Source organism: Streptomyces sp. NPDC045701 (genome assembly GCF_056432045.1).
In genome coordinates this window covers 82,295-109,182 of sequence record NZ_JBWKJV010000009.1, presented here as the reverse complement: position 1 = coordinate 109,182, position 26,888 = coordinate 82,295, and the positions used below count along the sequence as shown (strand labels likewise).

Below are 26,888 nucleotides of genomic sequence, written 5' to 3'. Positions count from 1 at the left end.
GCCCGGGCCCGCCGGTGTTCAGCGGGGATCCGGGGTCACCGTCACGGTGACCGTCGCCCCCGGGACGGCGTGGACCACTGCCCGGCCGGCCGGGCTCGGGACCAGCCGGGCCCGGCCGCGTACCGTCACGCGCCAGCCGTCGGGGTGCGGCGGCAGGGAGAGCACCGTGGCGCCGCCGCGTCCCGCGACGTAGACGAGCCGGGACGGGCCCTGCTCGACCACCCGGCCCGCGACCGCCTCCGCGTAGGGGGCGGCCGTCTGCTCCTTGTTGGCGCGCCAGGCGCCCGAGCCGTCCACCGCGCAGTAGCCGCCCCCGTAGCACCACACGTAGCCCGCCCAGCCCGAGCTGTAGCGGTTCAGGGAGGCCAGCGCCTCGCGGTAGAAGCGGCCCATGTTGGGCAGGGAGTTGTTCAGCGGGCCCCACTCCCCCACCACGACCGGCACGCGGTACTTCTCCGGGTACGCCGTCACCGCCGCCTCGTACGCCTCGATCCAGCCGGCCGAGGGGTCGTAGTCCGCGCCCGCCTCCATCGCCGCGTTGTAGAAGTGGGGGGCGTAGACGACCTTGTGGTCCTCGATCCGCCCCAGGCCCGTCGGGACGCCCTCCCCCACGATCGGGGTCGGCTCGACGAACAGCCAGTTGTCGCCGTCGGCCGAGCGGACCGCGTCCGCGAGGCGGTTGTACATGGCCGTGAGGTGGTCGCGCTCGATCCTGCGCGCGGCCGTGGCGAGGTCCTCGCCCTCGCGCAGCTCGCCCATCGGCTCGTTGATGAGGTCGTAGCCGAGCACCGCCGGGTGGTGCGCGAAGCGGGTGGCGAGGACCCGCCACATGCGGGCCTGTGCGCGCCGCAGGTCCTCGTCCTCGTAGAGGTGGGTGAAGGCCCGCTGTACGGCCGGTTCGAAGTACTCGGCGAACCAGTCGTCCGGGTGCGGGGTGAACGGCAGGCCGTCGGTGCGGGTGGCCCACTCGGGGACGCCCCGGTGACCGAAGGCGGGACCGAAGACGTCCTGGTGGGCGTCGATCACCACGTGCATGTCGTACGTGTGCGCCCAGTCCAGGACGCGCTCGATCCTGCGGAGGTAGCGCTCGCTGTACCGGCCGCGCACGGGCTCCAGGTCGTCCCAGAAGACCAGCAGCCGGGCGAAGTCGAAGCCCTGGGCGCGCATGTCGCGGAAGTGCTTCTCGGTGACGGCGGACAGCGCCGCCTCACCGCGGTGCGTCTTGTCCTCGACGTTCCAGCCGCGCAGCGTCAGGACCCTGCCGCGGTCGTCGGTGAGGCGGGGGATGTCCGGGGTGCCCGCGTGGGCGGGCGGCCCGGTGGGGGCGAACGCCAGCAGGGCGGAGAGTACGAGTGCGAGGGTGCGCATGACGGGACCTCCGGCACGGTGGACAGTGCCGGAAATCCCATCAGCGGGCCTGACGGTCCATCAAGAGGTGGTGAGGACAATCTTCCCGAAGAGGTCGCCGGCCGCCATCTTCTCGAAGCCCTCCCGCGCCCGGTCCAGCGGCAGCACCTCGTCGATGACCGGCCGCACCCCGGTCGCCGCGCAGAACGCGAGCAGGTCCTCCAGCTCGTCCTTGGAGCCCATCGTCGAGCCGACGACCCTCAGCTCCAGGAAGAAGATGCGGGTCAGCTCGGCGTGCGAGGGCCGGTCACCGCTCGTCGCGCCGGAGATCACCAGCGTGCCGCCGGGCCGCAGCGACTTGACCGAGTGCGACCAGGTGGCCGCGCCGACGGTCTCGATCACCGCGTCCACCCGCTGCGGCAGCCGGGCGCCCGGCTCGTACGCCTCCAGCGCCCCGAGCTCGACCGCCCGCTTGCGCTTGGCCTCGTCGCGGCTGGTGGCGAAGACCCGCAGGCCGGCCGCCCTGCCGAGGACGATCGCGGCCGTGGCGACCCCGCCGCCCGCGCCCTGCACCAGGACCGAGTCGCCGGGGCGTACGCCCGCGTTGGTGAAGAGCATGCGGTACGCGGTCAGCCACGCGGTCGGCAGGCAGGCGGCCTCCGCGAAGGACAGCTCCTTCGGCTTCGGCAGCACGTTCCAGGCGGGGACGGCGACCTTCTCGGCGAACGTGCCCTGGTAGCGCTCGGTCAGGATGGAGCGGGGCTCGTCCGGCCCGACACCGTGGCCGGTCTGGCCGATGACGGAGTGGACGACCACTTCGTTGCCGTCCTCGTCGAGGCCGGCGGCGTCGCAGCCGAGGATCATCGGGAGCTTGTCCTCGCCGAGCCCGACCCCCCGCAGCGACCACAGGTCGTGGTGGTTGAGGGAAGCGGCCTTGACGGTGACGGTGGTCCAGCCGGGTCGTACCTCGGGAGCGGGGCGTTCGCCCAGCTCCAGGCCGTTCAGGGGCTGGTCGCGGTCGATTCGGGCGGCGTAGGCAGCGAACATGACCCCGAGGTTAGGGCGGCACCGGTGCGCGGCGGAACCGCGCACCGGTGTGACGTACGTCAGCCCCCCCCGCCCGGCCCCGTCTCAGTCGCGGCGCCACTGGGCCGGGCTGTTCCTCGTCGCCGGGTCCTCGTACGAGCCGGGCCTGCCCCGGTCCACGTGGAAAGTGGTGAGCGTGGTGACGGGGGAGACGGGGTCGCGGCGGTCGGCGATGACCCGCATGTGCGCGCTGAATCGTTCCGGCGTGACCTCGTACACGTCGTAGCCGTACCGGTTGCCCTCGAAGTACTTCAGGTGGGGGTTGGCCTTGCCCATGAGGGGGCCGTTGGCCGCGTTCCAGTCGGCGGAGTACGCGCCCGAGGTCACCGAGTGGGCCGTGAACTCCGTGCCGACGAGCGGTGAGGACGCGTCGTCGAAGTCGGTGCGGATGTCGTCGACGAACGCCGAGTGCCAGTCGCCGGTGATGACGACGAGGTCTTCCAGGCCGCTGGTGTGGACGTGGTTCAGGACCTCCTTGCGCTCGGCGAGGAAGCCGTCCCACTGGTCGGTGAACATGTACGAGCCGCCCGGCCGGCTCCGCAGCTGGCTGAGCATGATCGAGTTGGCCCACACGTGCCAGGAGTCGGGCGCCCGGTCGATGGTCCCCTTGAGCCAGGACTTCTGGCCGTCGCCCAGGATGGTGCCGTTCGCCAGGTTCTGGGCGGAGCGGTGGGAGCGCAGGTCGAGGACGGTCAGCTCCAGCAGGTCGCCCCAGCGGCGGACGCGGTGGATCTCCGGGTCGGGCAGCGCGGAGGTGGCCGAGGCGTCCCGGTGCGGCATGTTCTCGTACCAGGCCTGGTACGCCGCCGCCCGCCGCTGGAGGAACGGCGCCCCGCCGCCCGTACCGCTGTAGTCGTTGGCGACCTCGTGGTCGTCCCAGGTGAGGAACCAGGGGTGCGCGGCGTGCGCCTCGCGCAGGGAGGCGTCGCCCTTGTAGAGGGCGTGGCGGCGGCGGTAGTCGGCGAGCGTGAGCACGGCGGGCCCCTCGTGGTCCCGGACGTGGTCGCCGCCGACCGGGCCGTGCTCGTAGATGTAGTCGCCCAGGTGCACCACGAAGTCGACGTCCTCGCGGGCGATGCCCCGGTGGGCGGCGTAGTAGCCGTCGTGGAACGCCTGGCAGTTGGCGGCGGCGAAGCGCACCCGGGACACGGCGCCGACCGGGGCGGTCTTCGTACGGCCGATCCGGCTGGTCCTGCCCAGCGCGGTGAAGGCGTACCAGTAGTGGCGCCCCGCGGCCAGCCCGCCCACGGGTACGTGGACGCTGTGGCCGAGCGTCGCCGAGGCGGGCGCCGTGCCGCGGGCCACGACCCGGCCGAGCGCCGGGTCCTCCGCCACCACCCAGCCGACCTCGACGACCTCGGGCAGCGGCTGCTCGGCGGCGAGCGGCTCGGGCGCGAGGCGCGTCCACAGCACCACGCCGGTGGGCTGCGGGTCCCCGGAGGCGACCCCGAGGGTGAAGGGCGCCGGGTCGTAGTCGGCGCCGAGCGCCTCGGCGGCCTCGCGGGCCCGCGCGGGCGACAGGCCGGCGCTGAGCGGCCACACCACGTTCAGCGCCCCGGCCGCTCCGGCGGCCTTGAGCAGGTTGCGTCGGTCGAGCGTCATGTCCGTACCCCCGTGGCCGCGGTGAGCGTGAGCGTGATCCCGTCCGCGTAGCCGTCGTTCGACGTGCCGCCGCCGGTGCGGGTGAGGACGAGGAGCACCCGCGCGGTACGGGCGCCGGGCGGTACGAGCGACCCGGCGGTGCGCTCCAGCAGCCCGGTGCGGCCCCGGCGCTCCGCCGCCGTCACCGGCCCCAGGACGCTGAGCGCGACCGGGGTGCCCCGGCCGTCCCTGAACTCCACCGACAGCCGGGCGCCGTCCTCCTGGGAGGCGTAGCCGCCGAGCCAGGCGCTCACCGCGTACCGCACCTGGCCGGCGTCGACGGCCGCGTGGCCGGTGGTGCCGGTGGCGGGCAGGGCGACGTCCTGGAGGAGGGCGGTGCGGGGCGAGGTGCCTCCGGAGAAGAACCGGCTCCCGCGCCGGGCGGGGCCCGGGTCGGCGGCGGTGGGGTAGCCGCCGCCGAGGGTGTACGCGACGAGGGCGGGCGCGCCCTGTACGACCCGCCAGCCGGTGACCGTTCCGACGGGTTCGGCGGTACCTCCGGGACCGCTCTCGGCGTCTCCGTTGACGACCAGGTTCACGCGGCGCCTCCTGTCTGCTGTCGTTGCGCGGGGTGGGTGCGCGCGCATCACAGCAGCCCCGCGTGAACCTCCGGAAGAGTTGTGGCGAACACCGGACGGGCGGTCCAAGGATCGCTGCGGAAAGTCCAAGGCCGGGACGCCGAAGGGCCCCGTCCCGCTCCCCGTGGGGATCGGAACGGGGCCCTTGGAGGCGGGGCCCGGCCGGCGTCAGCGGCGGGCGACACCCTCCGCGCGCGCGGCGGCGGCGACGGCGGCGGTGACCGCCGGGGCGACGCGCTCGTCGAACGGCGACGGGATCACGTAGTCGGCGGCCAGCTGGTCACCGACGACGTCCGCCAGCGCGTTGGCGGCCGCGATCTTCATGCCCTCGGTGATGCGGGAGGCCCGCACCTGGAGGGCGCCGGCGAAGATGCCGGGGAAGGCGAGCACGTTGTTGATCTGGTTCGGGTAGTCCGACCGGCCGGTGGCCACGACGGCCGCGTACTTGTGCGCGACGTCGGGGTGGACCTCCGGGTTCGGGTTGGCCATCGCGAACACGAAGGCGCCCGGCGCCATCGACGCGACCGCCGGCTCCGGCACCGTACCGCCGGAGACGCCGATGAAGACGTCCGCGCCGGCCAGCGCGCTCTCCAGGGAGCCGGAGAGCCCGGCGCGGTTGGTGAGCTCGGCGAGCTCGCGCTTCACGGGCGTGAGGTCCTCGCGGTCCCGGCTGACGATGCCCTTGCGGTCCGCGACCGCCACGTCACCGAGACCGGCCTCCAGCAGGAACTTCGCGATGGCCACACCGGCCGCGCCGGCGCCGGAGATCACGGCGCGCAGGTCGCCGAGGCCCCGGCCGGTGAGCTTCGCGGCGTTCCGGAGGGCGGCCAGGGTGACGACGGCCGTGCCGTGCTGGTCGTCGTGGAAGACCGGGATGTCGAGCCGCTCCTGGAGCTTGCGCTCGATCTCGAAGCACCGCGGTGCCGAGATGTCCTCCAGGTTGACGCCGCCGAAGGACGGGGCGAGGCGGACGACGGTCTCGACGATCTCGTCCGTGTCGGTCGTGGCGAGCGCGATGGGCACCGCGTCCACGCCGCCGAACTGCTTGAAGAGGATCGCCTTCCCCTCCATGACCGGGAGGGACGCCTCCGGGCCGATGTCACCGAGTCCGAGCACGGCCGTACCGTCCGTCACGACGGCGACGACCTGGGACTTCCAGGTGTAGTCGTGCACGAGCTCCGGCTGCTCGGCGATGGCGCTGCACACCTTCGCGACGCCGGGCGTGTACGCGAGGGACAGGTCGTCCTTGTCACGGATCGGAACCGTGGCCTGCACGGCCATCTTGCCGCCGCGGTGGAGGGCGAACGCCGGATCGAAGGGCTCGTCGGCGCCACTCTCGGTGGTGTTGTCGCTGTCGCTGCGAGGATTGACGATCTCCGCTGCCATTTGTTGACCCCTTAAGTCATTTCGTTCGAGGGTGGCCACTCCTGGTTGAGGAGGGGTGGGCGGGCACCGCGTCCGTGCCTGCGCCAGGTGGTTGGCCCGCCCGGGCAGGGGAGGTACGTACGCGTCGGGCGCGCCGCACACGCGCCCTGAGCCCCGGGTGAGGGGTGTAAGGATCCTTCTTACCGGACGGACCGCTCTGTCGACGAGTCGGTATCTCATATGAGCCTCGACCCCGACCACAGCCGGGGTCCGGTGACATGACTCATAGCTGAAATTCTGGACAAGTCAGTACGCGGCCCGTTTTGCGACTGCTATCGCGTCCGAATGACGAGATCAACCGGAGATTTTCCGGCGAGAAGAAGGCAACCCCGTAAGAGGTCCGGCCTTGATGTACCGGCCTGTTGGGGTTCGGGGGTGTCCCGTTATCCGATTTTGACATGCGCGGCCCCCTGTTCGGGCCAGTCCGAATGGCAAGATGCCGTAATCACACGCGGTCGAAGCACCCGATGGTGCGTGCTTGACCGCTTTGGCAACTCCCTCACCCGCCGGAGGAACCCGACCATGACCGCAAGCACCACCCGCTGTACGACCGCCGCGAAGCCCGGGACGTCCCGGACGTCCCGGATAGCCGCGGTCGCCGCGATCGCGGTCGCCGGCTCCATGCTGCTGACCGCCTGCGGCGACCAGACCGAGGCCGGCAAGGCGAAGGACTCGGGCGCCGTCTCCCAGGGCAGCACGGCCCCGCTGTTCGCGAAGCTGCCCGAGAAGTACAAGAAGTCCGGCGTCGTCAAGGTCGGCACGGATGCCGCGTACGCCCCCATGGAGTCCATGGAGGGCAACAAGATCGTCGGTATCGACCCGGAGATCGGTGAGGCGCTCGGCAAGAAGCTGGGCGTGAAGTTCACGTTCGAGAACGGCAAGTTCGACGGTCTGGTCGGCTCCCTGTACTCGGGCCGCGTCGACATCGTGATGTCCGGCATGACGGACAACAAGGACCGCCAGCAGGGCCTGGACGAGGGCAAGAAGACCGGCAAGGGCGTCGACTTCGTCGACTACTTCCAGTCCGGCACGGCCATCCTGGTCAAGAAGGGCAACCCCAAGGGCATCAAGACCCTCGACGACCTGTGCGGCAAGAAGGTCGCGGTCCAGCTCGGCACGACGTACGCGGACGCCGCCAAGGCGCAGTCCGCGAAGTGCGTGAAGGACGGCAAGCCCAAGATCGCCATCGAGACCCCGGACACGGACGCCGAGGCGCAGGTCCGCGTGAAGTCGGGCGGCGCGGACGCCGACCTGAACGACTTCCCGGTCGCCGTGCACGTCGCGAAGACCGCGGACGCGGGCAAGGCCTTCGAGGTGGCCGGCGAGCCGGTCGACGCGGGCCCGTTCGGCATCGCCGTGGACAAGGGCAACGCCCAGCTGCGTGACGCGATCAAGGAAGCGCTGGACGCGATCATCGCCGACGGTTCGTACCAGAAGATCCTGGACAAGTGGGGCGCTTCGCAGAGCGCGATCGACAAGGCCGTCATCAACGGCGGCAAGTGATCCACCCCGTGCTCTGTGAAAGGCAGTCATCGTGACTGAAAAGCTCAACCCGGAATCCTCCGACACCCCGTCGGAGAACTCCGGCAGCGGCCCGGCCAAGGCCGCTGCCGCGAAGAAGACCTCGACTCCGAGGAAGACGGCGGCCAAGAAGGCGGCCACGCCCCGCAAGACGGCGGCCGCCAAGAAGACCACCACCGCGCGCAAGACCACGACGGCGGCCAAGAAGGCCCCGGCCAAGCGCACGACGGCGGCCACCCGGGCGGCCGAGGCCGTGAAGGCCGCCGAGGCGACCGGCACGGCCGCCACCGCGGCCGAGACCCCCGCCGCCACGGGCGGTGCCGCCACCGAGGCCACCGCCGCCAAGGCGGTCGAGGCCGCCGAGGCCACCGCGACGGCCGCCACCGCGGCGGACGCCGTGGAGACCGTCCGGGAGTCCCCGGCCGCCGCGACGGAGCCCGAGGACGCCAAGCCCGCGGAGCCCGCGGCCGCGACGGACTCGGGGACCGCGAAGCTCGCCAAGGAGCCCGCCGCCGCGAAGCCCGAGGCCGTCGACGCCGAGGCCCCGCAGGGCGCCGAGGTCACCGGCCTCACCAAGGAGCCCGCCGCCGGGGACGCCGACGGGTCCGGAAGCGGGGGCACCGCCCGGATAGCCAAGGAGGACGGCGACGCCGCCGAGCCGATCCGGGCGATACCCGTCCGGCACTACGGGCGCTACGTCAGCGGCGCCCTCGTGCTGGCCTTCCTGGTCTGGCTGGTGTCCGCCTTCGCCGGCGGCAACGTCAACTGGAACACGGTCGGCGACTACATCACCGACGGCAACATCCTCGCCGGCATGGGCAGGACGCTGATGATCAGCGTCATCTCGATGGTCATCGGTCTCGTGCTCGGCGTCGTCCTCGCCGTGATGCGGATGTCGAAGAACCCGGTCACCGGTGGTGTCTCGTGGCTCTTCATCTGGGTCTTCCGGGGCACCCCGGTCTACGTCCAGCTGCTGCTCTGGTACAGCCTCGCGCTGATCTTCCCCATCTTCGAGATCCCGTTCATCTACAAGGACGAGATGTCGGACGTCATGACCCCGCTGGTCGTGGCGCTGCTCGGCCTGGGTCTGAACGAGGGCGCCTACATGGCGGAGATCGTCCGGGCCGGCATCCAGTCGGTCGACGAGGGGCAGACCGAGGCCGCGCACGCGCTCGGCATGACCCAGGCGCAGACCATGCGCCGCGTGGTGCTGCCGCAGGCGATGCGGGTGATCATCCCGCCGACCGGCAACGAGTTCATCAACCTGCTGAAGACCTCGTCGCTGGTGGCCGTGGTCTCGTACCCGGACCTCCTGCGCAGTGCGCAGATCATCTCCGGCCGCACGTACGCGGTGATGGAGATGCTGTTCGTCGCCTCCTTCTGGTACCTCGCGCTGACCAGCGTCTTCAGCGTCGGGCAGTACTACCTGGAGCGCCGTTACGCCCGCGGTTCGCTGCGCGATCTCCCCCAGACCCCGTGGCAGAAGGTCAAGGCCAATCTGTCGACCCTGCGACGCCCGGAGGTGGCGCGATGACCGCCATGGTGAAGGCCGAGGGCGTGCACAAGTCCTACGGCGCGGCCCACATCCTCAAGGGGATCGACCTGGAGGTGGCGCCGGGTGAGGTGTTCTGCCTCATCGGCCCGTCCGGGTCCGGCAAGTCGACCTTCCTGCGGTGCATCAACCACCTGGAGAAGGTCAACGCCGGCCGGCTGTACGTCGACGGCGAGCTCGTCGGCTACCGGCAGAAGGGCGACAAGCTGTACGAGCTGAAGGACAGCGAGGTCGCGCTCAAGCGCCGGGACATCGGCATGGTCTTCCAGCGCTTCAACCTGTTCCCCCACATGACGGCCGTCGAGAACGTCATGGAGGCCCCGGTCCAGGTCAAGGGCGAGTCCAAGGCCGTGGCCCGCGAGCGGGCGCTGAAGCTGCTGGACCGGGTGGGGCTGGGCGACAAGTCCGGCAACTTCCCCTCCCAGCTCTCCGGCGGCCAGCAGCAGCGGGTGGCGATCGCCCGGGCGCTGGCGATGGAGCCGAAGCTGATGCTGTTCGACGAGCCGACGTCGGCGCTCGACCCGGAGCTGGTGGGCGACGTGCTGGACGTGATGCGGGACCTGGCCGAGTCGGGCATGACGATGGTCGTGGTCACGCACGAGATGGGCTTCGCCCGTGAGGTCGGCGACTCGCTGGTGTTCATGGACGGCGGTGTGGTGGTCGAGTCCGGCCACCCGCGCGACGTCCTGACCAACCCGCAGCACGACCGGACGAAGGCGTTCCTGTCGAAGGTGCTGTAGCGCGCGCGTGAAGGGGCGGTACGGGTCCACCCGTACCGCCCCTTCCCATGACCCTTGCTACTTCAGGGCCAGCACCAGCGCGTCGGAGGGCGACGACCACACGGGCCCTGGCCTCCGCGAACCCGGCCTCCCGCAGGGTCCGCATGTGCCAGTCCAGGGAGGGCGTGTCGCCCTCGGCGTGCTCGCCGTAGATCGCGAACCGTTCGGCGGTGGGCGCGGCGAGCACCGGGTCCTTGGCGGCCAAATCCCACCAGGCGGCCCAGTCGAGGGCGCCGGCCTCCTTGGCGCGGTCCATGGCGGCGTGCCGGTGGGCGCGTTCGGCGGCGTTGATCCGGGGCGTGGCCTCGTCCCTCATGTGGTCGGCGTTCATGAGGACGCCGCCCTCCCGGACGAGTCCGCCGAGCTGCCGGTACAGCGCGGCCAGCGGCTCGACGCGGAGCCAGTGCAGGGCGGTGGCGGTGAGGACGGCGTCGTACGCGTCGTACGGCAGCGCCCGCGTCCACCGCGGTTCGGTGAGGTCGGCCCGTACGAAGGTCACCCGCTCGTCGCCGGCGAAGTAGCCCTCGGCGATGGCGAGCAGCGCCGGGTCGAGGTCGACGCCCGTGCTGACGGCGTCCGGGAACCGGTCGAGGAGCCTCTTCGTGATACTTCCCGTACCGCACGCGAGGTCGAGGACCCTCGGCGCGGGGCCGGTGAACGCCTCGACCATGTCGAGCATGACCCGGAACCGCTCCTCGCGGTCGGGCATGTACCACTCCTGCTGCCGGTCCCAGCTGTCCTGCCAGGCCCGCCAGTCGGTTCCCGCAGCCGCCTCCGTCACCACGACCTCCGTAATACCCTCGTATCAGACCTGTCCGTTACCCGTTCTGTTCCCGACCCTAGACCGCCGCCGTAAGGACTACAAGTGGAACTGGCCTATTACTCGGACTACGCCGTACGTCTGGTGAACACCGAGGAGCCGGCGCGCAACAAGGACTCCCTCACCTCCGTGGAGGCGGTCCGTGACCTGTTCGGCGGCGAGGCCTCGCAGATGGCGCGGCGCGCGACCGACGCGGACGTCACCCGGTTCCGTTCGGTCCGGTCGCGGCTGCGGGCGGTGTTCACCGCGGCCGACGCGGGCGACCAGACGCACGCCGTGGACCTGCTCAACTCGCTCCTGCTGGAGTTCCCGGTCAGTCCGCAGATCTCCGGTCACGACTTCCTGGACGACGAGGGCCGGCCGCGCTGGCACATGCACCTCGCGGACCACCCGTCCAACGCGACCGCCGGGTACGCCGCGATCGCCGCGATGGGCCTGGCGTTCCACCTCACCGAGTTCGGCGCCGACCGGCTCGGCCTGTGCCAGGCGGCCCCGTGCCGCAACGCGTACCTGGACACCTCCACCAACCGGTCCCGCCGCTACTGCTCGGACCGCTGCGCGACCCGGGCGAACGTCGCCGCCTACCGAGCCCGCAAACGCCTGGAGACCGAACGGTCGGCGAGCACCGGCCGCACCGCGGACACCAGCCAGGAGAGCACCACGCCGACCGACCGCTGACGCCCGGGCCGGATCCCCCGGTACCGCGCCCGCACCCGCCCGAGCACCAGGTCCTCCGGTACGGGGCCGAAGGCCCGGCTGTCCACGGCCTCGGCGGCCCGGTTGTCGCCGAGCACCCACCAGCCGCCGTCGCGCCGCTCCACGAGCCGTTTGACGAGGAGCAGGTCCTGCTGCAACGGATGCCGCAGCACCACCACGTCCCCGGCCCGCAGCGGCGCCCCGTAGTGCACCAGCAGCTGGTCACCGTGGTGCAGGGTGGGCACCATCGACGGCCCGGTCACCTCCGCGACCCCGAACGGCGCCTTGGGCCCTCGTTCGTACTCCCCGCCCTGCTCGGTCATCCGGCACACCTCCTGAACCGTCCCGGGCTCACCCCGGGCCCCCCTGGGCCCTCCCGGGCCTCTCCTGGACCTTCCTCCACGAGTCCCATGGTCACCCTGGACTTTTGTCGTAAGCCCATGGGGGCACCCGCGTAAACCCGTCCGCCACGGAGTAATGTCCCACCTGAGAAGACGATCACGAGGAAGGACAGCTCAATGCTCTCCCGCCTGTTTGCCCCGAAGGTGAAGGTCAGCGCGCACTGCGACCTCCCCTGCGGTGTCTACGACCCGGCCCAGGCCCGCATCGAGGCCGAGTCCGTCAAGGCCACCCAGGAGAAGATGCAGGCGAACGACGACCCGCACTTCCAGGCCCGCGCCACGGTCATCAAGGAGCAGCGCGCGGAGCTCGCCAAGCACCACGTCTCGGTGCTGTGGAGCGACTACTTCAAGCCGCCGCACTTCGAGAAGTACCCGGAGCTGCACCAGCTGGTCAACGACGCCCTGAAGGCCCTCTCGGCCGCGAAGGCGTCCACCGACCCGGCGACGGGCCAGAAGGCGCTGGACTACATCGCGCAGATCGACAAGATCTTCTGGGAGACCAAGAAGGCTTGATCTGCTCATCAGGAGCAGCGCAGCGGAACGGAGCGACGGCCCGGCCGGGCGGCACACGCCATGGCCGGGCCGTCGCGCGTCCGCGCGGTCGGCGCCGGCCGGGACGCGTGCGGGCCGGCGCCCCGGTGGGCAACGGCCGGGCCGGTGAGCGGCGTTGGGCCGTGGCCGGGCGACGGCGGTGCCGGTGAGGGCGGTTGCGGCCGGCGCGGGGCGGGCGGTCTGGGGTGGCTCAGGGGGCCGCGGGGTTTTCGTGGGCCCAGGTGAGGAGCGGGTGGGCGCGGCCGTTGCCGCGCACCGTCCCGGGCGGGTCGCCGGTGAGACGGAAACCGGCCGCGCGGGCGACGGCTTCGCTGGCGGTGTTGCCCGGCTCGATCCGCAGGACCACCCGCCGCAGGCCCAGTACGTCGTGGGCGTGCCAGGTCAGCAGGCGGGTGGCGCGGGAGGCGAGGCCCCGGCCGCGGTGGGCGGCGCCCACGGCGTACCCGAGGGCGCCGTCGGTGACGCCGAGCAGGACCTCGCCGAGCGGTGCGCCGCCGTCCCGGGTGATGGCCAGGTGGAGTCGGGTGCCGTCGGCGCGGGCGCGGCGGATCGTCGCCAGGTAGGCGGTCGCCGCGGCCTCGTCGAAGGGGGAGGCGAGGGGCGTGCGGTACGCGACGGCCGGCTCGTCGAACAGCTCGCTCATCGCGGGGACGTCCGCGTCCGTCCACTCGCGCAGGACGATGCGGCCGTCGGTGAGGACAAGGGAGTCCATGGGTCCCTTCCGGGGCTGGGGGTTCAGGCCGCTCGTGCCAGCGGGCTTCCGTGGCGCCGCAGCCACTGCCGGTACGCCGAGGTGCGCAGCGCCGCCTCGCGGTAGGCGGCGGCGAGGTCCGCGTACGCCGGCTCCGCGTGTCCCTCGTCGGCTTCCGTCCCCGGGCGGCTGTACAGCAGCAGGCGGACCGCCAGCGGGTCGCCCCGTAACGGCCGTATCGCCATGTCGTCGCGCGGCCCGGACGTGGGCTGGCAGGGCGCCACCACCTCGCCCGCCACGATGAGCGACGCCGCCGTGTGGTAGTCGCCGTGCAGGACGGGCGGGTCGATCCCGGCCGCGCCCAGCACCCGGCGCAGGCCGTCCCACTCGCCGTCCACGGTCGGGTCGACCATCCAGCGGTCGCGGGCCAGGTCGGCGAGCTCCACCACGGGCGCGGCGGCGGCCGGGTGGTCCCGTGCCATGGAGATGAACTGGGGCTCCCGCTCGACCAGTACGCGCCGCTCCAGCCCGTCCGGGACGCGCAGCGGGCAGCCCTCCACCTCGTGGACGAAGGCCACGTCGAGCTGACCGGCCGCCAGCGCCCGCAGCAGGGCGCCCGCCGAGACGTCCATGTGCAGCGTGATGTCGGTGCCGGGCAGCCGGTCCCGCAGCCGGCGCAGCCAGCCCGCCAGGGCCCTGCTCGCGGTGGAGCCCACGCGCAGCCGGGCGCCGTCGGCACGGGCGGCCGCCGCCCGGGTCTCGGTGACCAGCAGCGCCATCTGGGCCACCAGGGGGCGGGCGCGGCTGAGGACGGCATGACCCAGCGGGGTGGGCCGGCAGCCGGTCCGCTCGCGGGCGAACAGCTCGGCGCCCAGGGCGTGTTCGATGCGCCGCAGCTGCGTCGTCAGGGACGGCTGGCTGACGCCGAGCAGGCGCGCCGCTTTGTGCACGCTTCCCGTGTCGGCGATGGCGCACAGCGCCCGCAGGTGCCTCACCTCCAGCTCCATGCCCCGAGAGTAGGGCGGTTGACGGGTGTACCACCAGAGACGGCAAGGGAGTTGGGGGCCGGGTGATGCGCCGGTGCTATCGCCCGTTGGCATCATCCGCGCGGGGCGCGGGTTCCCCGACACTCTCCCCAACCGAACGGCCCACCCAGCCGTTCCGGACACGAGGAGCCCCCCATGAGACACCCCAAGGCCTCGCTGGCCGCCGCGCTGAGCCTCGCCGCCGCCCTGGCGGCCGTGCCGGCCGCGACCGCCACCGCCGCCCCCACCGCGGCTGCCCCCGCCCCGGCGCCCGCCTCCTACGCGGCGTACGCCGGTTCCGCCGAGGACGCCAAGGCGAACCGCGCCTTCTTCGAGGCCGTCATGGAGTCGGTCGCCGAGAAGCGCGCCGCGAACCCCGGCGCCCTGGCCGTCACCGTCGTCTACTCGGCGACGGGCGCCCCGACCTTCCGCACCCAGATAGCCCGCTCCACCCAGATCTGGAACAGCTCCGTCAGCAACGTGAAGCTCCAGGAGGGCAGCAACCCGGACTTCCGGTATTACGAAGGCAACGACTCCCGCGGCTCCTACGCCAGCACCGACGGCCACGGCCGGGGCTACATCTTCCTCGACTACCGGCAGAACCAGACCTACAACTCCACCCGGGTCACGGCGCATGAGACCGGTCACGTCCTGGGCCTGCCCGACCACTACTCGGGACCGTGCAGCGAGCTGATGTCCGGCGGCGGGCCCGGCCCGTCGTGCCAGAACGCCCAGCCCAACAGCCAGGAGCGGAGCCGCGTCGACTACCTGTGGCGCAACGGCCTGGCGGCCGCCCTGGCCAGGGTCTCCTAGCGGACCACGGGTGTCCGGTGGGCGGCGCGGCCGGCGGGCGAGCCGTACCCGCCCCGCCCGCCGGGCGCCGAAACGCCGGGCGCCGGGACGCCGGCTCCCGGTGTCAGGCGGCGGCCTCCGCGCCCCGCGGGAACGAGCGGCCGAACCGGGTGCCGGGCGGCAACTGACGCAGGATGCGGTCGAGGGCCTGGTCGAAGTCGCCGCCGGCCAGGCCCGATTCGTACGCCGCTCCCCCGCAGTGCAGGGTCAGCTGAAGATCCACTCGCTCGGGCGAGCCGTCGGACAGGGCCTCACCCAGCGCCAGCAGGCAGCTCAGCGTGGCCTGTTGGCCGGTGCCGTCGGTGATGACCGGCAGCGGCAGGTCCCACTCCAGTACGCAGCCGGCCAAGGGCAGGCCACCGTTCTCCTCCGCCGCACGCAGCCCGTCAAAGCTCGGGCCCGCGTACTCCACACCCCTGATACGGGTGGCGATCCGCCGCCCGTCCGCCGTGATCACGATCGCTTCCGCACCACGGCGGTCCCGGTACCAGCCGGTCCAGACTTCCGTCGACTCCGATGACATGGCGCGGACTGTAGCGCTAGGACCGCCCCGGCGTGCGGCCGGTCACCCCCGGAGCCGGACTTCAGCCGGTCTCGGCGCTCTTGCCCGGCTCGTCCGCCGCGTCCCCGGCGTACAGGGCGCAGCCGGGATTGCGGCACGGCTGGGCCTCCCGGACGGGCGCCCACACACCGAGGACCTTCCGTCGCTCCACGGCCGTGGTGGCCGGGCGGTCACCGCTTGCGGCTGTACCAGCGGACCACGACGCCGTTGTCGAAGGCGCGCACCGCGTCCAGGGCGAAGTCGGTGACGGCGAAGCCGCTGTCGCCGAACATCGGCATGCCCGCGCCGTACACCTGCGGGTAGGTCTTGATCACCAGTTCGTCGACCTCGCCGAGGAGCTCGCCCGCGATGCGCGAGCCGCCGCAGAGCCAGATGCCCCGGTCGCCGTCCTCCTCCTTGAGCGCGCGGACCCGGCCGGCGATGTCGTCGGCGACGATCTCCACATTGGGGTGGGGCGATTCCTCCAGGGTGCGCGAGACGACGATCTCGCGCAGGTGCCCGTAGGGGCTGGGGACGCCGGCGTCAAGGCCGAGCTGGTAGCTGCCGCGCCCCTGGATCACGGTGTCGAAGTGTCTGTTCTCCACCCCGGCGAGCCCCATCGCCTCCCTGCCCTGGACGGGCAGGGTGTCGGGGTACTCGGAGACGAGCCAGGCCAGGTACTCGTCTCCGGCGAACCGGATCATCGAGGTCGGGTCGCCGATGAAGCCGTCGATCGAGCACGCGACGAAGTAGGTGAGCTTGCGCATATGGATGTCCCCCGTGTTGTCGTGATGGAAGCCGTGACCGCGGCGCAACCACGACAGTTATAGTGCTCCAAGCGTAGTGGTTGCGCAAGGGCAATTCTCAGGAGGCCGCCGCATGGCAAGGAATCCGGAACGCAGGACGGCACTGCTGGACGCCGCCATCGACGTCCTGGCGCGGGACGGGGCGCGCGGGCTGACCTTCCGGGCGGTGGACGCCCAGGCCGGGGTTCCGGCGGGCACGTCGTCCAACTACTTCGCCGGTCGCGACGACCTGCTCACCCAGGCGGGGACGCGGATCCACGCGCGGCTCGTGCCCGCGCCCGAGAAGGTCGACGCGGCGATGCGGCCCGCGCCCAGCCGCGAGCTGGTCACCGAGCTGATGAGGTGGCTGGTGCGGCGTATCGCGGCGGAACGCACCGGTTACCTCGCGATGCTGGAGCTGCGGCTGGAGGCGACCCGGCGGCCCGCCCTCCGGGCCGAGCTGACCCGGGCGGTCCGCGCCGACCTCGACGAGAACATCCGCTTCCACCTGGACGCGGGGCTGCCGGGCGACGCGGACACCGTGCTGGTGCTGTACCTGGCCATGACGGGCCTGCTGCTGGAGCACTTCACGCTGCCCGGGGTGCTGTCCGAGGAGGCGCTGGACCGGGTGGTGGAGACGGTGGTGAACGCGATCGTGCCCGCCCGGTAGTCCTGGGGCCACCGGCGGCGGGCATGAACGGCGGGGCGCCCGGCGCCGTAGCGGCGTTCGCCCCGGACCGGCCGGTGGTACGAGGGGCCGGCAGCAGACCGGCCTGGCAGGACGGGGGCGGCGCGTACAACAGGTCGGCGCGCACCACCGGAGAGGTGACGGGGCGGCGCGTACAACAGGTCAGCGCGTACGGCGGGTCACGAACTCCGCCAGTGCCAGCAGGTCACCGGCCGCCGTCAGGTCCGGCACCGCCCGCGAGAGCTGCTGCACCGCCCGCGCCATCCGGTCCGCCGCCTCCGCCTGGGCCCAGTCGCGCCCGCCCGCCCGCTCCACGGCGTCCGCCGCGCGCCGCACGCCGGCGCCGTCGAGGGCGGGCCGTCCGTACAGTTCCGCGAGCTCGGCGCCGGCGGCCGTGCCGGAGCCCAGGGCGGCCACCACGGGCAGCGACTTCTTGCGGGCGGCCAGGTCCGCCCCGGCGGGCTTGCCCGTGCGGTCCGGGTCGCCCCAGATGCCGATCAGATCGTCGATCAGCTGGAACGCCAGGCCCGCCTCTCGCCCGAAGGCGTCCATCGCGGCGACCTCCGCCTCCCCCGCGCCCGCGTACAGCGCGCCCAGGGCGCAGGCGCAGCCGAGCAGCGCGCCCGTCTTGGCGGTGGCCATGGCGAGGCACTCGTCCAGCGACACCTCGTGCGGCCCCCGCCCCTCGAAGGCGCAGTCCGCCTGCTGGCCTGCGCACAGCTCGATCACACAGGCGGCGAGCCGCGCGGAGGCGACGGCCGCCGCCGGGTGCCGGTCCTCGGCGAGCAGCCGCAGCGCGAGGGCGAGCATGGCGTCACCGGCGATCAGGGCGTCCGGCATGCCGAAGACGGCCCAGGCGGTGGGCCGGCTGCGGCGGGTGGCGTCCTCGTCGACGATGTCGTCGTGCAGGAGGGTGAAGTTGTGCGCGAGCTCCACGGCGGCGGCCGCCCGGACGGCGGTGTGGGGTTCACCCCCGAGCGCCCGAGCGGCGGCGAGCACGAGCGCGGGCCGGATCGCCTTGCCGGCCTGCCCGGCGGCGGGCGTGCCGTCGGGGTCCTCCCAGCCGAAGTGGTACATCGCCACGCGCCGTACGGAGCCGGGCAGCGTCTCCACGGTGGAACGAAGCTGAGGGGTGACGACGGTCCGGGTCCGGTCGAGGAGCACCGCGGCCCCCCGGCCCTCGGCCGTCGCGGTATCCGTGCTGGTCACAGTCACTTCCTTCGGGCAACAGAACGCACAACGGGAAGAAGGGGCACGCCGGTGCCGCGCGGGTCCGGCGCCGGGCGCGGAGCCGGCGCCGGACCCGCCCGCGGCAGGGCCCCGCACCCGCGCGGCACCGGCGGGGGTGCCGCGGCCGGGCGTCAGCTCCAGCGGCTGACCTCCACGTTCTCCAGGACACCGAGCGCGTCGGGGACGAGGATGGCCGCCGAGTAGTACGCGGTGACCAGGTACGAGATGATCGCCTGCTCGTCGATGCCCATGAACCGGACCGACAGGCTCGGCTCGATCTCGTCGGGGATGCCGGTCTGGTGGAGGCCGATGACGCCCTGGTCCGCCTCGCCCGTACGCATGCAGAGGATGGAGGTCGTCCGGGCCTCGGAGATCGGGATCTTGTTGCACGGGAAGATCGGCACACCGCGCCACGCGGGGATCCGGTGGCCCGCCACGTCGACCGTGTCGGGCACCAGGCCCCGCCTGTTGCACTCGCGGCCGAACGCGGCGATGGCGCGCGGGTGCGCGAGGAACAGCTTGTTGCCGCGGCGCCGGGAGAGCAGCTCGTCCATGTCGTCCGGGCCGGGCACGCCGTCGTGCGGCTGGAGCCGCTGGCCGTAGTCGCAGTTGGACAGCAGCCCGAACTCCCTGTTGTTGACGAGCTCGTGCTCCTGGCGCTCGCGCAACGCCTCGACGGTGAGCCGCAACTGCTGCTCGGTCTGGTTCATCGGCTGGTTGTACAGGTCGGCGACCCGGCTGTGGACCTTCAGCACGGTCTGGGCGACGCTCAGTTCGTACTCGCGCGGGCAGGCCTCGTAGTCGACGTAGGTGTGCGGGACGACCGCCTCGCCCACGTGCCCCGCCGACAGGTCGATGGCCTTCTCGCCGTACTTGTTGGTGCGCTGGTGCGGCAGGGACGCCAGTGCGGCCAGGTGCCCGGCCAGCGAATCGGCGCGCTCCGCGAGGTTCGTCACGTCGGCGCGGGTGAGCTCCAGCACGGTGCAGGCGGTCGCGGCGCGGGCCGTCCAGTCCCAGGTGGCGTCCCGGTCGACCAGGCAGCCGTCGCCGAAGTACGCGCCGTCGGCGAGCACCCCGAGGACCGCCTCGTCGCCGTACGGGCCGGTGCCGACCTGCTCGACGCGGCCGTGCGCCAGCAGGTACACCCGGTCGGTCTGGGCGCCCGCCTCCGCGATCACCTCACCCGCCGCGAACTCCCGCTGCGTGCACCGCTGGGCCAGCTCCGTGAGCGCCGCGTCGTCCTCGTAGGAGCGCAGCGCCGGCAGCTCCCGCAGCTCGTTGGGGATCACCGCGACCTGCCGGCCGGTCTGCACGAACGTCACGCGCCCGTCGCCCACCGCGTAGCTGAGCCGCCGGTTCACCCGGTAGGTACCGCCCTGCACCTGCACCCACGGAAGCATCCGCAGCAGCCACCGGGAGGTGATCCCCTGCATCTGCGGAACCGACTTGGTGGTGGTCGCCAGGTTCCGCGCGGCGGCGGTACCGAGACTCTGCTGCGGCGCCCCCTGTTCCGGACGGATCTCCTCGCCAACCGAACCAACCGACATGAACATCCCTCTCGATCACAGTCCGACCTTCGGAGGAGAAGCCTTTCAGCACGGACGGTGTTCACACCATTACACAAACGAGCGAGATTGAATCTTCACCCACTGGGCAGGACGGGCGTTTCCCCCGCCCCCTCAGCCCCAGGAGCCACTGTCCGGATCGGCTCGCACGCCGTCCGAACGATGAGTCGGCCGGGCGCCGCCTTCGTACCCCACGGGTAGAACCCGCACAGTTACGAACCGAAGGAGGCGGCATGGCCCCACCCATGTCCGCGAACGGCTTTCTCGACGCGCTGCGCGACGAAGGCCTCACCGTCGTCGAGGTCGGCGACTGGCGCCCCACAACCGCAACCACAAGGGGCCCTGGGGGCCGGTGCACGGCGTGATGATCCACCACACCGTCACCGAGGGCCGGGACCACACCGTCCGCCTCTGCCGGGACGGCCGCCCCGGCCTGCCGGGGCCGCTCTGCCACGGCGTGATCACCAAGGACGGCTGTGTCCACCTGGTCGGCTACGGCCGCGCCAACCACGCCGGCCAGGGCGACCGCGACGTACTGCGCGCCGTGATCGCCGAGAAGGCACTGCCGCACGACAACCAGGCGAACGTCGACGGCAACACCCACTTCTACGGGTTCGAGTGCGAGAACCTCGGCGACGGGAAGGACCCGTGGCCCGAGGCGCAACTGCTGGCCATCGAGAAGGCGGCTGCCGCGATCTGCCGCCGGCACGGCTGGACGGCCCGCTCGGTCATCGGGCACCTGGAGTGGCAGCCGGGCAAGGTCGACCCGCGCGGCTTCTCCATGAAGACGATGCGGGCACGCGTCGCGGAACGGCTGAAGTGACAATGGCCGGGTGAACGCGCTCGGCCCCGCCTCCCTCGACCCGCTCCTCCCCTCCCCCCTGGAGCCGGTCGAGGACGAGCGCTTCACCCGGCACGGCGTGCGGCTGCTGCTCAAGCGCGACGACCTGATCCACCCGGACCTGCCGGGCAACAAGTGGCGCAAGCTCGCGCCGAACCTGGCCGCCGCGGCCGGGCGCCCGGTGCTCACCTTCGGCGGCGCCTACTCCAACCACCTGCGCGCCACGGCCGCCGCCGGCCGCCTGCTGGGCTTCCCCACGATCGGGGTGGTACGCGGGGACGAGCTCGCCGGACGGCCCCTGAACCCGTCCCTCGCCCGGTGCGCGGCGGACGGGATGCGGCTGCTGTTCGTGGACCGCGCCACGTACCGCGCCAAGAGCGAGCCCGAGGTGCTGGCGGGCCTGCTGCGGGGCGCGCCCCCCGGCACCTTCGTCGTCCCCGAGGGCGGCAGCAACGCCCTGGCGGTGCGCGGCTGCGCGGAGCTGGGGCGCGAGCTGCGCGACGGGGGCGTGGACGTGGCGGCGGTCGCCTGCGGGACGGGCGGCACCCTCGCCGGACTGGCGGCCGGGCTGGGCGGTGACCGCCGGGCGGTGGGCGTCCCGGTCCTCAGGGGCGGGTTCCTGGGCGGCGAGATACGGGCGCTCCAGGAGGCGGCGTTCGGCGGTCCGGCGGGCGACTGGAGACTCGACGAGCGGTTCCACTTCGGCGGCTACGCCCGTACCGCGCCGGCGCTGGAGGCGTTCGCCACCGACTTCGAGGCGCGGCACGGACTCGCCATCGAGCGCATATATGTCGCCAAATTGCTGTACGGGCTCGTCGCGCTGGCCGAGGAGGGGGCGTTCCCGGCCGGAACGGTCCTCGCCGCGGTGGTCACCGGACGTCCGGACCCCGGTCAGCCGTCGGCGGCCTCCCGGTAGGCGGCGGCCTCCTCCAGGTCGAGCCGGCGCAGCAGGGTGCGCATCATCTCGTCATCGATGCGACGCTCGTCGCGCAGCCGCACGAACACCTCGCGCTCCGACTCGATCATCGCCCGCGCGAGCCTGCGGTAGGTGTCGTCCGCGGACTCCCCGGTGACCGGGTTGGCCGCGCCCAGCCGCTCCCACACGGCGTTGCGCCGGCGTTCCAGGACCGTGCGCAGCCGGTCGGCGAGCGGCTGGGGCAGGGCGTTGCGCTCGTCGGCGAGGAGTTCCTCCAGCCGCTGCTCGGCGGCCCGCGACGCCTCGCTCTGCGCCTGCGCCTCCGCCAGCGTCTCGGCCCGGAGATCCCGGCCGGGCAGCTTCAGGGCCCGGATCAGCGGCGGCAGGGTCAGGCCCTGCACCACCAGGGTGCCGATGACCGTGGTGAACGTCAGGAACAGCACCAGGTTCCGCGCCGGGAACGCCTCGCCCGCGCCGGCCACCGGGATGGAGAAGGCGATCGCCAGCGACACCACGCCCCGCATCCCCGCCCAGCCGACGACCACCGGCGAGGCCAGGCCCACGTCCGGCTCCCGCTCCCGCACCCGGCGCGACAGCGCCCTCGGCAGGTAGGTGGCCGGGAGGACCCACAGGAACCGGACGACGACCACCGCGACGAACACCCCGACCGCGTACAGGGCGGCCTCGCCGGTCCCGTACGTACCGAGTTCCCGCACCACGTGGGGCAGCTGGAGCCCGATCAGCGCGAAGACGGACGTCTCCAGCACGAAGGCGACCATCTTCCACACGGCCTCCTCCTGGAGGCGGGTGGCGAAGTCGACCTGCCAGGAGCGGTGCCCCAGGTACAGGGCCACCACGACGACCGCGAGGACCCCGGAGGCGTGGACGCGCTCGGCGGCCGCGTAGGCGACGAACGGGATGAGCAGCGACAGGGTGTTCTGGAGCATCGGTTCGCGCAGGGAGCGGCGCAGCCAGTGGATCGGCACCATCAGCACCAGGCCGACACCGATCCCGCCGAGTGCCGCGACCGCGAACTCGGTGAGCCCGCCGGCCCAGCTGACGCCCTCGCCGACCGCCGCGGCGAGCGCCACCTTGTACGCGGTGATCGCGGTCGCGTCGTTCACCAGCGACTCGCCCTGGAGGATGGTGGTGATCCGGCTGGGCAGGCCCAGGCGCCGGGCGATGGCGGTGGCGGCCACCGCGTCCGGCGGCGCGATCACCGCGCCGAGCACCAGGGCCGCGGTCAGCGGCAGGTCCGGCACCATCAGGTGGGCGAGGTACCCGACGGCGAGCGTCGCGAAGAGCACGTACCCCACGGACAGCAGCGCGACGGGCCGCAGGTTGGCCCGCAGGTCCAGGTACGAGGAGTCGAGCGCGGCCGTGTGGAGGAGCGGTGGCAGCACCAGCGGCAGCACGATGTGCGGGTCCAGGGTGTAGTCCGGCACGCCAGGTACGTAGGAGGCGGCCAGCCCGACCGCCACCAGGAGCAGCGGCGCCGGAACCGGGGTCCTGCGGGCCGCTCCCGCGATGACGGCGCTCACCGCCACCAGCGCCACCAATGACAGTGCGTCCATCGTCTCCCCACTCCGCGTACGACCGGTCCGGGGCGCTCGCCGCCCCGCTTCCTCCGCCCGGGTGCGCCACCGGGGCGGCACCTCGTAACCTGGCCATCATGCGCGAGTGCATGCACCTGGCCGAACTGCCGCAGCCCGAGCCCGCCCCGCTTTCGGAGACCTGCCCGGAGTGCGCGGCCGACGGGACCCACCCCGTGCAGCTGCGGCTGTGCCTGGGGTGCGGTCACGTCGGCTGTTGCGACTCCTCCGCGGGGCAGCACGCCACGAAGCACTTCAAGGACACCGGGCACCCGGTGATGCGGACCTTCGAGCCCGGGGAGAACTGGCGTTGGTGCTTCGTCGACGGTTCGATCGTGTGAGGTCTGGGTACGTCAACCCTCCGCCGGTTTCTCGCGATTGGGCCCCGCAGACCTCTAGCCACTGAGCGTACCCATGTGCTTACCATGAGTGACAAGCGCCGGACGAGGGGTCCCGGCGACACGGCACCACGTATCGCGATAGCGTCACGGCGGACTGCGCATACCTGCGTACCGCACGGTTCCGCGGAGGATCAGCCCTCCGGGAGCCCCGAAAGAGCTTGTGCCACCTTGGAGGTGAGGGTGTCCCAGATCGCAGGCGAGCCCGGGACCCAGGACTTCGTGGAAGTCCGGCTGCCCGCTGCGGGTGCCTACCTGTCCGTGCTGCGTACGGCCACGGCCGGCCTGGCGGCGCGTTTGGACTTCACCCTCGACGAGATCGAGGACCTGCGCATCGCCGTCGACGAGGCGTGCGCGATCCTGCTCCAGCAAGCCGTGCCCGGCTCGGTCCTGAGCTGTGTTTTCCGTCTCATCGACGACTCCCTGGACGTCACGGTCTCGGCGCCCACCACCGACGGCAGGGCTCCGGAGCGCGACACGTTCGCCTGGACGGTGCTCTCGGCACTGGCCGGCAAGGTCGACTCGTCCGTCGCCGACGACCGGACGGTCTCCATCAGCCTGTACAAACAGCGCGGCGCGGGACCCGGGCCGGCGTGAGGAACGGGGACGGTCCGGTGCGAGACGAGGAGCGCGGCCCGCGGGCACTGAGCTCGATCCCGGAACAGCAGGCGCGGCCGCACCCGGTGGACGGTCTTTTGGATGAGCGGGCGGACCGGATGAACGAGCAGCAGCACAACCACCACGATCCGAACGACCGCAGTGTCGCGAGGGCACTCTTCATCCGGCTGCGCGCGCTGCCCGACGGCTCGCCGGAGCGGGCCGAGCTGCGCAATCGGCTCGTGCGGATGCACCTGCCGCTGGTCGAGCACCTCGCGCGCCGCTTCCGCAACCGCGGGGAGCCGCTGGACGACCTGACGCAGGTCGCCACCATCGGCTTGATCAAGTCCGTCGACCGCTTCGATCCGGACCGGGGCGTGGAGTTCTCCACGTACGCGACTCCCACGGTCGTCGGCGAGATCAAGCGCCACTTCCGCGACAAGGGCTGGGCGGTGCGAGTGCCCCGCCGCCTCCAGGAGCTGCGCCTGTCCCTGACGACGGCCACCGCCGAGCTCTCCCAGCTGCACGGCCGTTCCCCGACCGTGCACGAGCTCGCCGAGCGCCTCGGCATCTCGGAGGAGGAGGTCCTGGAGGGCCTGGAGTCGGCCAACGCGTACTCCACGCTGTCCCTGGACGTCCCGGACACGGACGACGAGTCCCCGGCGGTCGCCGACACCCTCGGCGCTGAGGACGAGGCACTGGAGGGCGTCGAGTACCGCGAGTCCCTCAAGCCGCTGCTGGAGGACCTGCCGCCGCGCGAGAAGCGCATCCTCCTGTTGCGTTTCTTCGGGAACATGACCCAGTCGCAGATCGCGCAGGAGGTCGGCATCTCGCAGATGCACGTCTCGCGCCTGCTGGCCCGCACGCTGGCGCAGCTGCGCGAGAAGCTCCTCGTCGAGGAGTGACGGGCGCCTGGGCCCCGGGACACCTGAGCACCGGGCAGGTCGAGCCGCGGGCTCTCAGGCCACCCGGGCCCCGGGCAGCCGGGCCACGGGTCCTCAGGCCCGGCCGCGTACGCCCAGGGCCACCGCGGTCGCCGGGTGCAGCAGCAGGACGAGCCCGGTCACGGCGGCGGCGGCCAGGGCGATGCCGGCCGCGATGGCCGCGCTCGACGCCTGGAGGAGCGTCCAGGCCACGGGCAGGGCCATCAGCTGTGTGATGATCGCGGGCCCCCGGCTCCAGCTGCGGCACCGCAGCAGCCCCCGGGCGGCCAGCAGCGGAATGAGTCCCAGCGCGACGAGCGTGACGCCGCCCGTCATGGCCTGCGTCAGGTCGTCGGGCCGACCCGTGAGACTCGTCACCAGCAGGTAGACGCCCCCGGCGATCAGGGCGAGCGCCTCCAGTCCGGCCACCGCCGCGGCGGCGGTCAGCCGGGCGGGGCGCGGGGCGGAGGGGGAGGGGGTGGCGGGTGTCTGCTCCGTACTGCTCACCCCCGCAGGGTAACCGCCGGGCGGCCGGCGGGGGTGTCCAGCCGGTGGACCGGGCGGGGAGCCACTGGGCCCGGTACCGCGCGGTAGGTAACCTGGCGGGCATGCGCGCACTTCTCGTGGTCAATCCGGCAGCCACCACCACCAGTGCCCGCACCCGTGACGTGCTGATCCACGCGCTGGCCAGCGAGATGAAGCTGGAGGCCGTCACCACCGAGTACCGGGGCCACGCCCGCGACCTGGCCCGGCACGCCGCCGAGTCGCAGGACGTCGAGCTGGTGGTGGCCCTCGGGGGCGACGGCACCGTCAACGAGGTCGTCAACGGTCTGCTGCACCGCGGCCCCGACCCCGACCGGCTCCCGCACCTCGCGGTCGTGCCGGGCGGGTCGACCAATGTGTTCGCCCGCGCGCTCGGCCTGCCGAACGACGCCGTGGAGGCGACGGGCGCGCTGCTGGACGCGCTCCGGGAGAAGCGTGACCGGACCGTGGGCCTGGGCCTCGCGGCGGGTACCCCCGGTACGGAGGACGAGTCGGTTCCGGCCCGGTGGTTCACGTTCTGTGCCGGTTTCGGGTTCGACGCGGGGGTGATCGGCCGGGTCGAACAGCAGCGCGAGCGCGGGAAGAGATCGACGCACGCCCTCTACATCCGTCAGGCCGTCCGCCAGTTCCTGGGCGAGCCGCGCCGGGGCCGGGGGGCGATCACGCTGGAGCGCCCGGGTCACGACCCGGTGCACGACCTCTCGCTGTCGATAGTCTGCAACACCTCCCCCTGGACCTACCTGGGCAATCGCCCGGTGTACGCGTCCCCCGGGGCGTCCTTCGACACCGCGCTGGACGTGCTGGCGCTGAGCCGGCTGACGACCGCTTCGGTGGCCCGCGCGGCGACCCAGTTGCTGACCTCCAGCCCGGAGCGCGGCCCCCACGGCAAGCACGCCGTCTCCCTGCACGACCTGACCGACTTCACCTTGCATTCGAAGGTGCCGCTGCCCTTCCAGATGGACGGAGACCACCTGGGTCTGCGCAGCAGCGTGACGTTCACAGGCGTTCGTCGTGCACTGCGTGTGATTGTGTGAGTGGAAGGGCCCTTGGTCCTTTATCTCGAACGTATGGGCCAGGGTCCACCCCATAGAAGTACGGCTGTGACCTAGCCGACACCGAGGAATCAAAAAAAACTTTCCAGAAGGGGTTGTATCCGCCGCCGAGGTTTGCGAATCTCTACATGGCGATCGGGACGGCCCGCAAGACCGGCCTCCACTGAGAGCCAGAACCCCTCCTCAAATCCAGGACCACACCAGTTCATCTGGCGTTCGGCCCTTCACTTGTTGAGGGATTCGTGAAAGCG

At 72.4% G+C, this 26,888-nt stretch carries 27 protein-coding genes and 2 pseudogenes; 13 read left to right on the top strand and 16 right to left on the bottom strand.

The genetic code is table 11. From position 1 onward, the window contains the following. Positions 1-18 precede the first annotated feature (18 nt). The 5 genes from AC07DW_RS13520 to AC07DW_RS13500 form a co-directional block, all read right to left on the bottom strand. Positions 19-1,368 carry a glycoside hydrolase family 5 protein gene (locus AC07DW_RS13520; protein ID WP_478857795.1) on the bottom strand — a complete coding sequence of 450 codons (1,350 nt, stop codon included), beginning with the start codon at positions 1,366-1,368 and terminating at the stop codon, positions 19-21. Positions 1,369-1,428: 60 nt separating this feature from the next. Then, positions 1,429-2,394 carry a zinc-binding dehydrogenase gene (locus AC07DW_RS13515; protein WP_478857794.1) on the bottom strand — a complete coding sequence of 322 codons (966 nt, stop codon included), beginning with the start codon at positions 2,392-2,394 and terminating at the stop codon, positions 1,429-1,431. Between the two features lie 84 nt (positions 2,395-2,478). Continuing rightward, complete coding sequence (locus AC07DW_RS13510; RefSeq protein ID WP_478857793.1) at positions 2,479-4,035, bottom strand: alkaline phosphatase D family protein; 1,557 nt, start codon at positions 4,033-4,035, stop codon at positions 2,479-2,481. Then, on the bottom strand, positions 4,032-4,613 hold the full coding sequence (locus tag AC07DW_RS13505; RefSeq protein ID WP_478857792.1) for a phosphoesterase: 582 nt from the start codon (positions 4,611-4,613) through the stop codon (positions 4,032-4,034). The genes AC07DW_RS13510 and AC07DW_RS13505 overlap by 4 nt, the downstream gene beginning before the upstream one ends. Positions 4,614-4,820: 207 nt before the next feature. Next, entirely contained in the window at positions 4,821-6,038 is a 1,218-nt protein-coding gene (locus AC07DW_RS13500) for an NAD(P)-dependent malic enzyme (protein ID WP_433114175.1), read from the bottom strand. Between the two features lie 561 nt (positions 6,039-6,599). On the opposite strand from AC07DW_RS13500, the gene AC07DW_RS13495 reads away from it, so the two are divergent. The 3 genes from AC07DW_RS13495 (at position 6,600) to AC07DW_RS13485 (ending at position 9,890) form a co-directional block, all read left to right on the top strand. Then, positions 6,600-7,580, top strand: a complete 981-nt coding sequence (locus AC07DW_RS13495; RefSeq protein WP_478857791.1) for an ABC transporter substrate-binding protein — start codon at positions 6,600-6,602, stop codon at positions 7,578-7,580. 646 nt (positions 7,581-8,226) lie between these two features. Further along, positions 8,227-9,132 (top strand): amino acid ABC transporter permease, encoded by a 906-nt coding sequence (locus AC07DW_RS13490; RefSeq protein ID WP_478857886.1) that lies wholly within the window; start codon positions 8,227-8,229, stop codon positions 9,130-9,132. After that, on the top strand, positions 9,129-9,890 hold the full coding sequence (locus tag AC07DW_RS13485; protein ID WP_064068541.1) for an amino acid ABC transporter ATP-binding protein: 762 nt from the start codon (positions 9,129-9,131) through the stop codon (positions 9,888-9,890). The genes AC07DW_RS13490 and AC07DW_RS13485 overlap by 4 nt, the downstream gene beginning before the upstream one ends. Positions 9,891-9,947: 57 nt before the next feature. On the opposite strand, the pseudogene AC07DW_RS13480 reads toward AC07DW_RS13485, so the two are convergent. Further along, positions 9,948-10,710, bottom strand: a pseudogene (locus tag AC07DW_RS13480) (class I SAM-dependent methyltransferase). Positions 10,711-10,794: 84 nt separating this feature from the next. On the opposite strand from AC07DW_RS13480, the gene AC07DW_RS13475 reads away from it, so the two are divergent. Next, the gene (locus AC07DW_RS13475; protein ID WP_478857790.1) at positions 10,795-11,427 is read left to right on the top strand and encodes a CGNR zinc finger domain-containing protein; all 633 of its coding nucleotides are present in this window, start codon (positions 10,795-10,797) and stop codon (positions 11,425-11,427) included. Here the strand turns inward: AC07DW_RS13475 and sodX are convergent. Beyond that, positions 11,331-11,768, bottom strand: coding sequence for a nickel-type superoxide dismutase maturation protease (sodX, locus tag AC07DW_RS13470; RefSeq protein WP_478857789.1), 438 nt, complete (start codon positions 11,766-11,768; stop codon positions 11,331-11,333). The genes AC07DW_RS13475 and sodX overlap by 97 nt on opposite strands. Before the next feature lie 195 nt (positions 11,769-11,963). Between sodX and sodN the strand changes: the two genes are divergently transcribed. Then, a complete protein-coding gene (gene sodN / locus AC07DW_RS13465; RefSeq protein ID WP_064068537.1) occupies positions 11,964-12,359 on the top strand; it encodes a superoxide dismutase, Ni in 396 nt (131 codons plus the stop codon). A 229-nt stretch (positions 12,360-12,588) separates the two neighbouring features. Here the strand turns inward: sodN and AC07DW_RS13460 are convergent, their stop codons facing one another. Together AC07DW_RS13460 and AC07DW_RS13455 are read right to left on the bottom strand one after the other, a co-directional pair. Further along, positions 12,589-13,110 carry a GNAT family N-acetyltransferase gene (locus tag AC07DW_RS13460; RefSeq protein ID WP_478857788.1) on the bottom strand — a complete coding sequence of 174 codons (522 nt, stop codon included), beginning with the start codon at positions 13,108-13,110 and terminating at the stop codon, positions 12,589-12,591. Between the two features lie 23 nt (positions 13,111-13,133). Next, positions 13,134-14,096, bottom strand: coding sequence for a LysR family transcriptional regulator (locus AC07DW_RS13455; protein WP_478857787.1), 963 nt, complete (start codon positions 14,094-14,096; stop codon positions 13,134-13,136). A gap of 174 nt (positions 14,097-14,270) precedes the next feature. Here AC07DW_RS13455 and snpA point away from each other — a divergent pair, with 174 nt between their 5' ends. After that, the gene (snpA, locus tag AC07DW_RS13450) at positions 14,271-14,927 is read left to right on the top strand and encodes a snapalysin (protein ID WP_478857786.1); all 657 of its coding nucleotides are present in this window, start codon (positions 14,271-14,273) and stop codon (positions 14,925-14,927) included. Between the two features lie 103 nt (positions 14,928-15,030). Here the strand turns inward: snpA and AC07DW_RS13445 are convergent, their stop codons facing one another. From AC07DW_RS13445 to AC07DW_RS13435, 3 genes are all read right to left on the bottom strand, one after another. Further along, complete coding sequence (locus tag AC07DW_RS13445; RefSeq protein WP_478857785.1) at positions 15,031-15,489, bottom strand: DUF6304 family protein; 459 nt, start codon at positions 15,487-15,489, stop codon at positions 15,031-15,033. A 61-nt stretch (positions 15,490-15,550) separates the two neighbouring features. Then, positions 15,551-15,679: a hypothetical protein gene (locus tag AC07DW_RS13440; protein ID WP_478857784.1), complete on the bottom strand. Its 129-nt coding sequence runs from the start codon at positions 15,677-15,679 to the stop codon at positions 15,551-15,553. 19 nt (positions 15,680-15,698) lie between these two features. Further along, positions 15,699-16,274 (bottom strand): dihydrofolate reductase family protein, encoded by a 576-nt coding sequence (locus tag AC07DW_RS13435; protein WP_478857783.1) that lies wholly within the window; start codon positions 16,272-16,274, stop codon positions 15,699-15,701. Positions 16,275-16,386: 112 nt separating this feature from the next. Between AC07DW_RS13435 and AC07DW_RS13430 the strand changes: the two genes are divergently transcribed. Continuing rightward, entirely contained in the window at positions 16,387-16,962 is a 576-nt protein-coding gene (locus AC07DW_RS13430; RefSeq protein WP_478857782.1) for a TetR/AcrR family transcriptional regulator, read from the top strand. Between the two features lie 180 nt (positions 16,963-17,142). On the opposite strand, the gene AC07DW_RS13425 is transcribed toward AC07DW_RS13430, so the two are convergent. Beyond that, positions 17,143-18,195 carry a family 2 encapsulin nanocompartment cargo protein polyprenyl transferase gene (locus AC07DW_RS13425; protein ID WP_478857781.1) on the bottom strand — a complete coding sequence of 351 codons (1,053 nt, stop codon included), beginning with the start codon at positions 18,193-18,195 and terminating at the stop codon, positions 17,143-17,145. Positions 18,196-18,341: 146 nt separating this feature from the next. Then, complete coding sequence (locus tag AC07DW_RS13420; RefSeq protein ID WP_478857780.1) at positions 18,342-19,757, bottom strand: family 2B encapsulin nanocompartment shell protein; 1,416 nt, start codon at positions 19,755-19,757, stop codon at positions 18,342-18,344. A 251-nt stretch (positions 19,758-20,008) separates the two neighbouring features. On the opposite strand from AC07DW_RS13420, the pseudogene AC07DW_RS13415 reads away from it, so the two are divergent. Then, positions 20,009-20,598, top strand: a pseudogene (locus AC07DW_RS13415) (N-acetylmuramoyl-L-alanine amidase). 10 nt (positions 20,599-20,608) lie between these two features. Continuing rightward, positions 20,609-21,532 carry a 1-aminocyclopropane-1-carboxylate deaminase/D-cysteine desulfhydrase gene (locus tag AC07DW_RS13410; RefSeq protein ID WP_478857779.1) on the top strand — a complete coding sequence of 308 codons (924 nt, stop codon included), beginning with the start codon at positions 20,609-20,611 and terminating at the stop codon, positions 21,530-21,532. Here AC07DW_RS13410 and AC07DW_RS13405 read toward each other — a convergent pair. Continuing rightward, positions 21,508-23,106: a Na+/H+ antiporter gene (locus tag AC07DW_RS13405; protein WP_478857778.1), complete on the bottom strand. Its 1,599-nt coding sequence runs from the start codon at positions 23,104-23,106 to the stop codon at positions 21,508-21,510. The two genes, AC07DW_RS13410 and AC07DW_RS13405, sit on opposite strands and share 25 nt — an antisense overlap. 98 nt (positions 23,107-23,204) lie before the next feature. On the opposite strand from AC07DW_RS13405, the gene AC07DW_RS13400 reads away from it, so the two are divergent. The 3 genes from AC07DW_RS13400 (at position 23,205) to AC07DW_RS13390 (ending at position 25,024) form a co-directional block, all read left to right on the top strand. Beyond that, positions 23,205-23,465 (top strand): UBP-type zinc finger domain-containing protein, encoded by a 261-nt coding sequence (locus tag AC07DW_RS13400; RefSeq protein WP_478857777.1) that lies wholly within the window; start codon positions 23,205-23,207, stop codon positions 23,463-23,465. 240 nt (positions 23,466-23,705) lie between these two features. Then, on the top strand, positions 23,706-24,119 hold the full coding sequence (locus AC07DW_RS13395; RefSeq protein ID WP_073754203.1) for an ATP-binding protein: 414 nt from the start codon (positions 23,706-23,708) through the stop codon (positions 24,117-24,119). Then, complete coding sequence (locus tag AC07DW_RS13390; RefSeq protein WP_478857776.1) at positions 24,116-25,024, top strand: RNA polymerase sigma factor SigF; 909 nt, start codon at positions 24,116-24,118, stop codon at positions 25,022-25,024. The genes AC07DW_RS13395 and AC07DW_RS13390 overlap by 4 nt, the downstream gene beginning before the upstream one ends. Before the next feature lie 93 nt (positions 25,025-25,117). On the opposite strand, the gene AC07DW_RS13385 is transcribed toward AC07DW_RS13390, so the two are convergent. Beyond that, positions 25,118-25,549 carry a hypothetical protein gene (locus AC07DW_RS13385; protein WP_478857775.1) on the bottom strand — a complete coding sequence of 144 codons (432 nt, stop codon included), beginning with the start codon at positions 25,547-25,549 and terminating at the stop codon, positions 25,118-25,120. Between the two features lie 101 nt (positions 25,550-25,650). Here AC07DW_RS13385 and AC07DW_RS13380 point away from each other — a divergent pair, with 101 nt between their 5' ends. Continuing rightward, the gene (locus AC07DW_RS13380) at positions 25,651-26,619 is read left to right on the top strand and encodes a diacylglycerol/lipid kinase family protein (RefSeq protein WP_478857774.1); all 969 of its coding nucleotides are present in this window, start codon (positions 25,651-25,653) and stop codon (positions 26,617-26,619) included. Positions 26,620-26,888 lie beyond the last annotated feature (269 nt).